Genomic DNA, 13,844 nt, shown 5'->3' on the forward strand with positions numbered 1-13,844 from the left:
ATGGTTACTTCTTATTTGTACCTTTTCTTAATTTATTTATTGTATCTAAAGAGAACACAAAAAGTGCTATCCAAATAAGTATAAAGGTTACTAGCTTATCAAAGTTAAACTCTTCATTATAAACAAAAATTGCTATAAAAAATGCAACAGTAGGTCCTATATATTGGAAGAAGCCAATAGTTGTTAACTTCATTCTTGTAGCTGCTCCATTAAATAATAAAAGAGGAATAACAGTAACTAATCCACTAAGAGCAAGCATAAATGAAGTATAAAAAGAAGTTGATTCAAAAAAGGCTACCACTTCATATTGATACAAATAAAATAGATATGCCAAAGCAAAAGGTAAAAGAATAACTACTTCTATGAAAAGTCCTGCTATAGAACCAACATTTGCTTTTTTTCTAAGCATTCCATAAAAACCAAAAGAGAAAGCAAGTATTAATGAAACCATTGGTAAATAACCAAGGGAAAAAAGCTGATATAAAACAGCTACTACACCAATAAAAATTGCTATATATTGATTTCTTGTCATTCTTTCACTAAAGATTAAAAACCCAAGTCCTACATTTACTAAAGGATTAATATAATACCCCAAAGAAGCCTCTAGTATCCTATCGTTTGCAATTGCCCAAATAAAAGTTAGCCAGTTTAAAGAGATAACAAAAGTTGAGAAAAATAGATATTTTATAGTCCTAAAATCTTTTACAGCAGTTATTAAAGCGTGAAGTTCCTTTTTAAAAAGAAAAAAAGGAAGAAGTGTTACACATGAAAAAAGTATTCTATAAATAAGAATTTCAAAGGCATCTACATTTGATACTTGTTTAAAATATATTGGGGCTAAACCACCCCAAAATAAAAATGCTAATATGGCATAAATCTGCCCTAATCTACTTTCACTCAATATATTATCTTTATAATTTTTATGAAACTATAGCTAAATCTTAGTGAAAGTTACAATTGCTATTTTAAAAACTCTTTTACTTCTTCTTTATTTAATAATTTACCACTACTTTTAACAACTCCATTTACCACAAGTGACGGTGTTGATAAAACTTGATATTCCATAATTTTGATTGGGTCATCAACTTTTTCTATTTGTGCAAATATTTTTTCATCTGCAACTGCTTGTTTTACATTTTGAAGTAACGCTTCACACTTTGTACAACCCGTACCTAAAATTTCAATTTTCATTTTTTTCCTTTTTAAAGATAACCTTTTTTATAAAATAGAGTTGAAAACAACTCCAACTATAAATATTGCCACACCTACAGTTCCAAAAAATATTGAAATAAGCTTCATTGACAATACTCTTTTTAAAATCAATGCTTCTGGAAGACTAAGTGCAACAACTGCCATCATAAATGAAAGAGCAGTTCCAAGTAACATTCCCTTTGAAGTAAGAACTTCAATAAGTGGTAACATTCCAGCTGCACTAGAATACATAGGTATTCCCATTACTACACCCATAAGTGGCGCCCACCAAGCATCTCCACCTGCATACTTCACAATAGTTTCTGCTGGAACATATCCATGAATAAAGGCTCCAATTCCTATACCTATTATTACATAAATATAAATCTTTTTAAAGATATCCATACTAGCTGCCCAAGCTTCTTTTGCTCTACTTTGTAAACTTTGACTCTCTTCACTTGCACTACCACAACAAGAATCAACTGGTTTCACATCTATTAAAACCTCTTTTTCTAGATTTAAACTTCCTATTATAAGTCCAGCAATTATTGCTAATAGAATTACTGTTCCAATATAAAGAAGAGTAATCTTAACTCCAAAAAGAGAAAACAGAAGTGCAATAACAACGGCATCACTAAGTGGTGCTGAAATAAGATAAGAAAAAGTTACTCCTAGAGGTATTCTTGCTTGTAAAAACCCTAGAAAAAGTGGAATTGCACTACAAGAACAAAAAGGAGTTAGCATCCCAAAAAATGAAGCAAAGACATGACCAATTAGTTTATGTTTTCCACTTAAATAATCTCTTATTTTTTCAACAGGGAAATAACTTCTTAAAAAGCTAACTATATAAATAATAGTCACTAAAAGAATAAATATCTTAACTGTATCATAAATAAAAAAGTGAAGTGCATCAGCTAAGTGCTCTCCTTTTGTAAGACCCATTGAATCATAAACCAAAAAGTCTACAAATTTTTCCCAATAGAAAAACATCTTATAAACCTAAAGCCTCTTTAACTTTTGGTAATAACACAGATTCTATCTCTTCATATGTATTAAGAAATGCATCAAAATCTTTTCCATCTGGATCTTCAAAACCAACATGAATAATTTTAGTTACCTTAGGAAACATTGGACAAGTCTCATTTGCATGGTCACAAACAGTTACTACTAAATCATACTCATTGTCTAAAACCTTATCAATAGTTTTTGAATGATACTCATCTTTCCAGATACCTTTTTGCTCTAATAGTTTTTGTGCATTTGGATTAACCCTTCCACTTGCTTTTACACCAGATGAATCTGAACTTACACCATCTAGCTTTGCATTTATAAGTGCTTCTGCAATAATACTTCTACAAGAATTTCCTGTACATAAAATTAATACTTTTTTCATCAAAACTCCTAATTAATAATTTACACTAATTGTTTTCATTAGGGCTTCACCATTGGTGCCCAAAACTAAAGTTTTGACCTAATGGTTGCAGAAGCATTCTAACAACTAGTGTAAATTATTTTGGAATAGAGTTTTATATATTTTGCTTAAACGATTCTGCAATGGAAGGGTAGAAATCTTTGATTTCTGGGTACCCACCATGAAGCCTTAGTGCAAACAAAATAATATAAAACTAATCAGTCTATACTAAAGTTAACAACACCACAAATAAAATAGGTGGAGTTACTATTAAACCAAATTTACTATATTGCCAAAAACCAATTTTCACACCCTTTTGAGATAAAACATGAAGCCATAGTAAAGTTGCTAAAGAACCAAACGGTGTCATCTTAGGACCTAAGTTACATCCAATAATATTTGCATATGCTAATGTTTCATTTGGAATATCAGTTAAAGCAATATCCATAATCATAACCGTTGGCATATTGTTCATAATAGCACTTAAAAATGCAGAGATAAATCCTGTTCCTAAAATTGCAATCACATCACCTCTTTGAACTAAATCTTGTAAAATAGATGCTAAATAATCAGTAAGACCTGCATTTTTTAAACCATAAACAACTATATATAAACCAATACTAAACCATACAACTTGCCAAGGTGCAGTTTTAATTGTAAGCCAAGCTCTGGCACTTTTTGTGTAACTTGCAATTGCTAAGAAAATCAACCCGCCACCTAAAGCAAATACAGAAACTGGTAAATCATAGTTATCGCCAACAAAATATCCAACTAAAAGTAAGGCTAGAAAAACCCAAGAAAATTTAAATAGAGTTTTATTCTTTAATACTTCATCTGGATTTTTTAGTAAACTTACATCTATTGTAGAAGGAATATCTTTTCGTAAAAACACCCATAAAAAAGAGATAGTAACTACTGTACTTACTACATAAGGAACAAACATTTTTGATAAATACTCTAAGAAACCTATATCAAAATAGTTAGCTGTAACTATATTTGTAAGGTTTGAAAATACAAAAGGTAAAGAAGCAGAATCACTAATAAAACCACCTGCAAGTAAAAAGGCTAAAATTGTTTTTGCATTTAGTTTTAGAATTCTCATTTTTGCTAATAAAATTGGTGTTAGAATTAATGCTGCCCCATCATTTGCAAAAAGTGCTGAAACAAAACTTCCAAGAAGTAAAGCATATACAAACATTAAATGCCCATTTCCACGTGAGAGTTTTGCCATTTTAATTGCACACCACTCAAAGAAACCAATCTCATCTAAAACCATTGAAAGAATGATAATTCCAATAAATGCTAAGGTTGCATCCCAAACAATATCACTTACAACTAACACATCCTCAAAACTAACAACCCCTGCTATTAGTGCAACTATTGCTCCTATAACAGCCGTTGTTCCTATTTGTAAACCCTTTGGTTGCCAAATAACAAATATTAAAGTAATCAAAAAAATTGAACTTGCTAATATCATAAATTTTCCTATTTTAAAATCAACACATCAAGATATCTTGATATGTTTTACTAAAAAAAAGAACTCCTAAGAGTCCTCTTCCATATCTAATACTTCTTGCTTAAGAGTATAAATAAAAGTATCCACTTCTAACTCATCATATCTCTCAACTGTTACAGGAGTTCTTTGAAACTCTTGTCCTTCAAACTCATCTAAATAGTCCCAGTTATCTATCAAATTTGATGAATAGAATAAATACCCGTGAATTGTATCATCACCTGCATCTAATCTTATTCCTGGATATCCCATTGAAGCTGACCAGCCAGCATCAATAAGTCTTCCTTTTACTGTTGCAGGTACAAACTTACCTACAATATTTTCCAAAACATGTCCATTTGGGCAGTTTGGCATAAGTGTTCCATAAACAAATAGTGTTTCTGTCATTATATATTACAAGCCTTTGTTAAAATTGGAAGCTCAATATCTAAAGTCATAATCTCTTTTATTGAAGCTTGTCTAAACTCATCAAGGGGTGTTCTAACTGAATAATAAGCCCATCGCCCTTCTCTATCTACTCTTAAAAATCCTGCTTCTTTTAGTATCTTTAAGTGTCTTGATAGTCTTGATTGAATCATATCAAAAGAGTTTTCTAAGTCGCATACGCAACATTTTCCATGGATATTTAAAAATTTTAGCAATTTTACTCTTGTCTCATCATTTAATGCAGATGCAGACTTTAAAAAAATATCCATAAAAATGTTCCTTTTAGTATTTTACTTCTTCGATTTTAAAACTATAGCAAAAAAAACTTAATATATCAATATATCTTGATATATTAGATTACATCTTTTTGAAACTCTTCAATACCTACAATTTTTCTTTCTAATCTACTTTTTAAATTATCTTTATAATCTTGTGCTAAAGAGTCTATTTTTAAAAGTTCTAATACTTCTTTTTCATATTTTATAGGATTTAGATAACACTTAGATATAAACTCTATTGAATACTTTGTATTAACTCTTTTTTCTAAATTGAAGCTATCTCCTTTTGAAATCTTGCCCTCTTTTATAGTTCGTAGCAAAAATCCTGTTTTACACTCTTGAACTAAAGTTTTTGTTAGATTTTTTATTCCTGTGACTTTTGAAATAACAAAACAAGGAACCCTTGGCTGAGAAACTTCCAATAATGTTTCACCACAAGAAAAGATATCTCCAATATAAATATCACTATCTGAACAATTTTCCAATGTAATATTTTCACCAAAAGAGCACTCTTTTAACTTGATATCAAATTTCTCTTCTAAAAAGTCGTATGAACCTTGGGAATAAATACAAACAGCTCTATCTACTCCTCCATGATTTTTCTTATCAACTTGCACATCATTTTTTACACCAAGTTTAGAAACATGAATTTCATTTTGTGCTTCTTTTTTATATGCACTATTTAGTACTCTATTACTTAACTTATATTCTTTTGATTTTCCTACAAAAAGATTTTTTATTACAAAATGCATTTATTTCCTTTAAAAATGAAATATTACAACTTAATTTCTTACTATTAATTTACATCTATTTAAACTTATTATATACTACTATTATAATCCACAGAGGAACCAATATATGGCATTAAATGCAATAAAAATAATTTTTACTTTTATAATACTATTAACATGCTCCCATGCAAACAACTCTTTAAGACTATCTAATAATTTAAAATCTAATATTGATATTTTAGCAAATCAAGTTGAATTATACTTTCAAACAAATACAGGAAAAAGAGAAGTCTATATTTCTAACTTATTTAAAGTATATTATGAAAACTATGACAAGATAGCTGCTTTTGAAATAAAAAATGACTTTAAAACAATATATAGCTCATTTAGAGATGATGAATCAATGAGCCTTTTTAAAGATGTTGAACTATCACTAAATTTTGACAAGACTGATGAGTATTATGAAAAAGAGATACTAAATTTAAAGGGACAAAAAATAGCTACTTTAGTAGTATATTTTAAAAAGACAATCAACTTTTCAAAGCAAGAGCTTGAATACTTACAAAATAAAAAAGTATTAAGAGTTCAAAATGATGCAAGTTTACCTCCATATAACTTCAACGAAAATGGAATTCCTACAGGTTATGCAATAGACTATTTAGAACTGATTGCAAATGAATTAGCACTAGAACTAGAGTTTGTTCAAGGGAAATGGGACGACTTTATGAATATGCTAGAAGACGAAGAACTTGATTTAATGATTAATGTTTTAAAGTCAAAACAAAGAGAAGAGAGATTCCTTTTTTCAAATAAAGCTTTTGTAACTTCACCTCTAGCTATGCTAACTAGAATTGAGCACAAAAATGTTCACACTTTCAAAGAGATGGAAGGTGAGACTATGGCTCTTGTTGAGGGATATCACAGTTATGATAGAGTAAAAAGAGATTATCCTAAAATTGATGTTTATCCAACACCTGACACAATTACTATGATGAAAGCCGTATCACAAGGAAAAGCAGATGGAGCATATGGTTTAAAATCAGTTTTAGATTACAACATAAACAAACACTATTTATCAAACCTAAAAACAATGAGAAATACAGATGATGATGAGTTTGGCTTCTACTTTGCATATAACAAAGAAAACCTTATTTTAAAAAGTATTATACAAAAAGCAGAAAAACTAATCTCAAAAAAAGATATCGAAGAGTTAAATAACAAATGGTTCCAAAAATTTAAAGAGACAAAAAAAAGAAGTAAAAACTACCTTTTTACTCAATCAGAAATATTCTATTTAAATAAAAAAGGTGCAATAACAATGTGTATTGACCCAGATTCTGCACCTTTTGAATTCCTTACTAGAAAAGGAGAATACTCTGGAATTATCGCTAACTTTATGGAGGCAATGTCAAAAAACTCTGGTATAAAGTTTGAAATACTTGGCAAAGAATCATGGAGTTCATCTTTAGATGCGGTTAAAAATCAGTTGTGTGATATCTCACCTTTTACTGTTCAAACTACTGAAAGAACTGAATACCTTAACTTTACAAAAAAATACTTCACTTTTTCAAATGTAATTGCAACAAAAGATTCAGAGATTTTTATTGACTCTTTAGATGATATAAAAGATAAGAAAATAGCTGTTGTAAAAGATTATGCTACAAAAGATTTTATAAAAAGAAAATACCCTAATATAAAAATTGTAGAAGTTGACAATACTTTAGAAGGATTAAAAAAAGTAAGCAAATCAGAAGTATTTGCACATGTAGGACTTTTTCCTGCAGTAGCTCAAACACTTCAAAAGAACAATATTCAGAATGTAAAGATTACAGGAAAAACTTCTATTGATATTGAAGCTAAGATTGCTATTAGGAATGATGAACCTATTTTACAAAGTATTTTAAATAAGGCTATCAATTCTGTAAAAGAAGAAGAGAAGGAACAAGTACTTGATAAATGGCTTACAATCATTAAAGAAGAAGGATTAAATACAAAACTATTTATACAGATAATTACGGCTATAGTAATTATCTCTGCACTTATTATCTTCTTTGTTATTTACAATTCAAATAAGAAACTAAGAAGATTGTCTCAAACAGATAAGTTGACTAATGTGTACAATCGATTTAAGCTTGACTCTTTAATTGAAGAAGAGATGAATAGAAGAAAACGATATGGACAAGAACTAAGTATTGTTCTTATTGATATAGATTTCTTTAAAAAGATAAATGATATTCATGGTCACTTATCAGGGGATAAAATACTTCAAGAGTTTTCTAAAACCATAAAAAGAAATCTTAGAGAAACAGACCATTTTGGAAGATGGGGAGGAGAAGAGTTCCTTGTTATTTTACCTAATACAAATAGCGAAGAGGCCTATATTCTTGCTGAAAAACTAAGAAAGACTATTGAAACTGCTAAGTTTTATAAAGATATAAAAGTAACTGCTAGTTTTGGTATCGCACAATGCGAAGATATAGATAGTAATAAATGTTTAAATAATGTAGATAAAGCTTTATATGAAGCTAAAAATAGTAATAGAAATTGTGTGAAGATTTATAAAAAGTAGGAGTTTTTTCCTACCTTTTATTATTTATTATAATTCGTTTTTAATTCTTTCAACTAAAGACTCAACTGTAAATCCAAACTCTTTAAATAGTTCACCAGCTGGTCCAGATGCACCGAATGTATCCATTCCAAATACTTCATCAGCAAATTTATAATACTCTAAACCTCTTGCAGCTTCAACAGCAAATACTTTTGTAGAAGGCTTGATGATTTTTGAGATATACTCTTTATCTTGCTCAACTAAAAGGTCAAAACAAGGAACAGAAACTACATTTGCTTTTATACCTTCTTTATCTAGTTCACAAGCTGCTTTAAGTGCTAAAGAAACTTCAGAACCAGAAGCCATAATTGTAACTGTTGCATCTTCTCTTTCTTTTAATAAGTATCCACCATTTGATACATCACCATAAGCTTTCTCTTTTTTAAGTACTTCTAGGTTTTGTCTTGAACAAACAAATGCAGTTGGAGCATTCATGTTAAGTGCAATTTTCCATGAATCAACATTTTCATTTGCATCAGCAGGTCTAAATGTATAGAAGTTTGGTAACGCTCTAAATTGAGATAAGTGCTCAATTGGTTGGTGAGTTGGTCCATCTTCTCCAACACCAATAGAGTCATGAGTCCATACAAAATGTTGTGGAATTGAAGCTAATGCTGCAATTCTTGCACTTGGTTTTAAGTAATCTGAGAATACAAAGAATGTAGCAGAGAACACTCTAAATAATCCATAAAGGTTCATTGCATTTGTCATTGCTGCCATTGCATGTTCTTTAATACCAAAGTGAATATTTCTACCTTCAGGGAAATCACCTTTTCCTGAAAGCTCAGTTTTATTTGATGGAGCAAGGTCAGCTGAACCACCTAAGAAACCTGGAACTGCATCTGCGATTGCATTTAAGATTTTATGATTTGAACCTCTTGTTGCAACTGATGCACCAGCTTCAAACTCAGGGTAGTTAATTGCATCAAAATTAGGATTCTGTAACTCTTCAATTTTTGCTTTTGCTTCATCTGATAATGATTCAGTCCAAGCATTCTCTGCTTCAACACCTTTGATTAATTTATCAAATGCACCTTTGATATCATATGGAACAACAAAAGTTTCATCTGGGTCAAACCCTGCTTTTACTTTAGATGCTTTAATCTCATCTTCACCTAATGGAGCACCATGTGTATGATGGCTTCCCTCCATTGTTGCTGCACCTTTACCAATTGCAGTATTTGCAATAATAAGTGCTGGTTTATCAGAAGCTTTTGCAGCAATGATTGCTTTGTCAATTTGGTCAAAGTTATGTCCATCTACTTCTAATACTTCAAAATTAATTGCTTGGAATCTTTTCTTAACATTTTCAGACCATGCAATTGAAGTATCACCTTCAATTGTGATTTCATTTGAGTCATAAATAATAACTAAGTTGTCTAAGTTTAAGTGTCCTGCTGTAGCACATGCTTCATAAGAAATACCTTCTTGTAAATCTCCATCACCACAAAGACAGTATACATTGTGATTGATAACATCTTTTCCTAAAACATTTTGTGCATATTTTGAAGCCATTGCAAAACCAACTGCATTTGCAATCCCTTGACCTAATGGACCAGTTGTAATTTCAACACCATGAGTATGTCCATATTCAGGATGACCTGGAGTTTTAGAGTTATGTTGTCTAAACTCTTTCATATCTGATAAACTTACATCAAATCCCCAAAGATGTAATAAAGAGTAAACTAAACCTGTAGCATGACCACCTGAGAAAACTAATCTATCTCTGTTTAGCCATTTGTCATTTGATGGGTTTAAATTTAAGTGAGAACTTAAAACTGTAGCAATATCAGCCATACCCATTGGTGCACCTGGGTGTCCTGAGTTTGCTTTTTGAACCATATCAGCTGCTAAGAACCTAATCGTATCTGCTTGTTTTTGAAGTAGTTGTTTTGACATAATTATCCTAATTATTGTGTGTTTTGTTGATTAATTTTGTGCGATTATACCTAAAAAAAGTTAAATGGTATTTGAAGTGAATTTTAAAGTAAAAGAGTTAAAAGAAAAGGAAAATTTCCTTTTCTTTTTTAGATATCTGCTTCTATATCAGTTTCGATCATCACTTTAATATTTGAAGTTGAATCTGTTCCCCCTTGATATACATTAAACTCATCATTTGAGGCATCATTATCTTTTATCCAATTCCCCTCAAGCTCAACTTTATCAGTACTATCTCCGAAGATTTTTAAGATATTTTCATTATCAGTTAACTCTTCAACGCTCTGTTCATCAATTATTAGTTCATTAACTATATCATTCGTTAAATCAATTTGGTTAACATTCTCAGGAAGTGAGTTTCTTGGTAATTCACTTAAATCAATATCTCCATCAATGTCAAGAATATTTTGATTACTATTAGTTTCAGGAACATCAATTACAATATTAACATCAAACGATGTAGAATCTCCATCTTCATCACTAGCTATTATTTCAAATGATTTTATTGTATCATTTTCAAATTCATTTGATTGAGATGTATATTTATAATCTCCTGTATCAAAGTCAAATATTAATGTTCCATCTCCATTTATAGATAATCCATCTTCTGGGAAACTATCTTTAGAGTACTCAATATTATCTATTTTTATAGTATCAATAGAAATATTACCATCTCCACCTTCTACATTATCTATAACATTACCTTCCACACTAGTACTTACAGTATCTTGTAAAATATCATTTAGAGAATTTGCATTCTCAACGATAATAACATCATCATCTGGATTTTGAGAAATTTCTCTTAAGTATGAATTCAATTCATTAGTTCCTAAACCTACTGAATATGTTTTATCAAAACCTAAATCTTTCCAATCTTCTACAATACTATCATTTATATCAGTTAGTCTACTTCCATTTCCATCTCTATACCAACCTTCATCTATCCATTTCCATTTATTCCAGTCAAAATGTTCTTCTTCGTAATGCATCCCATATGTTGGTTCCCCATCAGATACAAAATATGATACTGTATCTCCATCTAAAGGAGCTGGATTTTCTTTTAATTCATCAATAACATTTAATAATGCATCATCATAATTTGTTCCACCATTGGCACTTAAGTCATCTATAATATCTATTGCTTCACTTGCAGAAAGCCAAACAGAGCCTGAATTATTCTCTTCCACATTTGCATATCCACTAAATACAGTTAGTAAAACTTTTACTTGCCCTAAATCATCATATTTGTTTATCATATTTGTTAATGCAGTTTTTGCTAAAGATAACTTATCATTCATACTTCCAGAAACATCAATTGTCAGTACTAAATTAGTATTCTTCTCACTAAATACTATATTTTGTGTTTCATCTACACTTGATACAGTTGCATCACTATCTGTTGAAGTCTCAAAATTTTGCTCGTCTTCATTATCTCTTTTTTCAGTTGCAGTAGCAGTAATAGTTAAATTAACATTATCTGTACCTTCAGGAACTATCATTTTAATATCTGAATAACTTATATTTGTTACATCTTCAGATATTGTTAAGCTCCATTCTCCATTTCCTTCATCAACTAAAAGGTTTGAATCAAAAGTTGCTCCCTCTGGAACACCACTAATTTTTACACTTAATGTTTCACTTCCATCTATATCAGTTAATGCTGCACTAATATCTACACTGTACTCAAGAGAAGAACCAAATACATAAGTATCTGTTTGTGTTGTTGGTCCTTCATATGTATCAACTTTATTATCTGATGAAGTAACATCTCTCAAATAATTACCATACTCATCAAATATTTTAGTACCTCCTTTTATTTCATATCCAACAATTGTTTTTCCAGTAGATTCTTCTATTGCTTGAATGTATTTTGTTGGATCAGTAGGGTCTTTAGTATCATTGTATGGCTCTAATTTTATTCTAGTCCCATCAGAAAACTCATAATTAACATGAGAAATACCACTACCTTTTGGTAACTCATAAACAGATGGTACAATAGTTAATGGCTCTCCCACTGAAATTGAAACTTCAGGTGCATCTGCAACTGCAAGAACGTCAATTATAGTTGTATACTCTTCATCTGTAAAGTTTCCATCTTCATCACCAACTTTAAATTTAAAGCTACCATCTTCATCGCTATTTGAATCTGGTGTAAAAGTAACTTTACCAGAAGCTATATCAGCTAATGAAATCACTTGGTTTTCAGCTATTTCAATAGTAGTATCTTCTGTAACAACATGAGTATTACCTTCTTTATCAATTACTGTTTGTCCTTTTGTTACTTTATAATATAAAGTTCCATTTTCAGGTAATTCTGTAATTTTAAATTCAACAACATCTTTTCCTAATTCACCAAAATCTGTTTCAGTTAATGTATAGCTTGTGTCTTCATCAACAACTATTTGATCATCAGTTGAACTTAAATCATCTTTGAATGAATCACTTAAGTCAAAAGAGTCACTAGTTTCTTCTACATCTTCATAGTTTCCACCAACTATATCTTTAACAATAATATTAATATTTGATAAATCATCAAAATCTTTTGCATCAACAGTTAAAGAGCCTCTTCCTGTTGCATTTAAATCAACCTCATACTCGAATCCATTTACTAAAACAATTGCTTTTGCTTGACCTTGAGGAGGATAATTTTCATCTACTTGGATATTAAATGTAACCTTACCTTCTGATGTATCAATATTTGTAATTTCTGGATCAATTACTTCAGTATATGAGATTTTATTTATTAAGTAGTCATCATCATATCCAGGTGCACTAAATTCAACTTTATCAAAAGCCATTGGATTTCCATTTTCATCAGGGAACTCAAAAGTATAAGATAGGTCAACTCTATCTGTTCCACCTTGTGCTTGAACTGATTTTATTAAATTTCCATGGATATCATAATAACTTACTGTGGCATCAGTATTAGAACCTCCTCCTGAAACTTTTGCATATCCTAACTCTTGTCCATTATTAGAGAATGTTACAACTGCAGTTTCTCCATTATGTCTCCATGCAAAAGCTACATCTAATGAATCTGCATCATTATCAAAAGTAAAGACTATTTTTTCACTTACTCCATTCTTACCATGTCCTAGCTCTGAGCTATCACCAGAACCAGAAGTTTTCCCTAGAACACCAAAACCATCATGATTTGTTCCTTTAACAACAGATAAAGTTCCTTCATTACCATATATATCATATGCAGTTACATTAATTCCTGTTGCTTCACCAAACTCAGTATCAACATCAATTATCTTTGGAGAAGTAGCTACTGCTGTTACTGTTACACTAACAGGATCATTATCGTCTTTTATAGTAATAACCGCTTCTTTATTGGTAATATCTATTTCATCATTTGATATAGAGTCAATAGTTACAGTTTCCTTAGTCTCTCCTTGATCATAAGCATCATCTACTCTCGATGTTTCAACTTCTATACTTCCAGTAAGTTTACCAGCTTCAATTAAAATAGTATCTCCACTACTTAAAGTAATAGTTAAATCCTCACTTAGTGCTACATCAATAGTTGCTGTAACTAATCCTTTTACCTTGTCTCCTGTAGCAGTTCCGTCTGTAACTTCGAAAACTTCACTTCCTGATAAAGTAATTGTAGGAGTAGCTTCATTATCTAAGATTGTTCCTGTTGCATCTACTCCACCTACAGAAATCTCATACGCTTCTGTATCTTCTTTTAATGCATCATCTACTGTTGGTGTTGTAATTGTAAACTCTGTTACTCCTGCTG

Annotated in this window: 11 protein-coding genes; 1 reads left to right on the forward strand and 10 read right to left on the reverse strand. The window is 30.5% G+C overall.

The features are described 5' to 3' along the window. Positions 1 to 4: 4 nt before the first annotated feature. From rarD to CRV03_RS09960, 8 genes are all read right to left on the reverse strand, one after another. Positions 5 to 901, reverse strand: coding sequence for an EamA family transporter RarD (rarD, locus tag CRV03_RS09925; protein ID WP_129084986.1), 897 nt, complete (start codon positions 899 to 901; stop codon positions 5 to 7). Positions 902 to 960: 59 nt separating this feature from the next. Beyond that, positions 961 to 1,191 carry a thioredoxin family protein gene (locus tag CRV03_RS09930; RefSeq protein ID WP_129084987.1) on the reverse strand — a complete coding sequence of 77 codons (231 nt, stop codon included), beginning with the start codon at positions 1,189 to 1,191 and terminating at the stop codon, positions 961 to 963. A 27-nt stretch (positions 1,192 to 1,218) separates the two neighbouring features. Beyond that, on the reverse strand, positions 1,219 to 2,181 hold the full coding sequence (locus CRV03_RS09935) for a permease (protein WP_129084988.1): 963 nt from the start codon (positions 2,179 to 2,181) through the stop codon (positions 1,219 to 1,221). A 1-nt stretch (position 2,182) separates the two neighbouring features. Further along, positions 2,183 to 2,584, reverse strand: coding sequence for an arsenate reductase ArsC (locus CRV03_RS09940; protein ID WP_258239059.1), 402 nt, complete (start codon positions 2,582 to 2,584; stop codon positions 2,183 to 2,185). A 241-nt stretch (positions 2,585 to 2,825) separates the two neighbouring features. Beyond that, complete coding sequence (locus CRV03_RS09945) at positions 2,826 to 4,079, reverse strand: arsenic transporter (RefSeq protein ID WP_129084990.1); 1,254 nt, start codon at positions 4,077 to 4,079, stop codon at positions 2,826 to 2,828. 66 nt (positions 4,080 to 4,145) lie between these two features. Beyond that, entirely contained in the window at positions 4,146 to 4,502 is a 357-nt protein-coding gene (locus CRV03_RS09950) for a gamma-glutamylcyclotransferase (RefSeq protein WP_129084991.1), read from the reverse strand. Then, complete coding sequence (locus CRV03_RS09955; protein WP_129084992.1) at positions 4,502 to 4,810, reverse strand: metalloregulator ArsR/SmtB family transcription factor; 309 nt, start codon at positions 4,808 to 4,810, stop codon at positions 4,502 to 4,504. The genes CRV03_RS09950 and CRV03_RS09955 overlap by 1 nt, the downstream gene beginning before the upstream one ends. An 83-nt stretch (positions 4,811 to 4,893) precedes the next feature. Next, positions 4,894 to 5,571, reverse strand: coding sequence for an MOSC domain-containing protein (locus CRV03_RS09960; RefSeq protein ID WP_129084993.1), 678 nt, complete (start codon positions 5,569 to 5,571; stop codon positions 4,894 to 4,896). Positions 5,572 to 5,677: 106 nt separating this feature from the next. On the opposite strand from CRV03_RS09960, the gene CRV03_RS09965 reads away from it, so the two are divergent. Then, positions 5,678 to 8,119 carry a diguanylate cyclase gene (locus CRV03_RS09965; protein WP_129084994.1) on the forward strand — a complete coding sequence of 814 codons (2,442 nt, stop codon included), beginning with the start codon at positions 5,678 to 5,680 and terminating at the stop codon, positions 8,117 to 8,119. Between the two features lie 27 nt (positions 8,120 to 8,146). Here the strand turns inward: CRV03_RS09965 and tkt are convergent, their stop codons facing one another. Together tkt and CRV03_RS09975 are read right to left on the reverse strand one after the other, a co-directional pair. Further along, positions 8,147 to 10,057, reverse strand: a complete 1,911-nt coding sequence (gene tkt, locus CRV03_RS09970) for a transketolase (protein WP_129084995.1) — start codon at positions 10,055 to 10,057, stop codon at positions 8,147 to 8,149. Positions 10,058 to 10,185: 128 nt separating this feature from the next. Then, positions 10,186 to 13,844: vWA domain-containing protein (locus CRV03_RS09975; protein ID WP_164968649.1), on the reverse strand; the 3,659-nt coding region annotated here is incomplete at its 5' end.

Source organism: Arcobacter sp. F155 (assembly GCF_004116455.1).
GTDB lineage: Bacteria > Campylobacterota > Campylobacteria > Campylobacterales > Arcobacteraceae > Halarcobacter.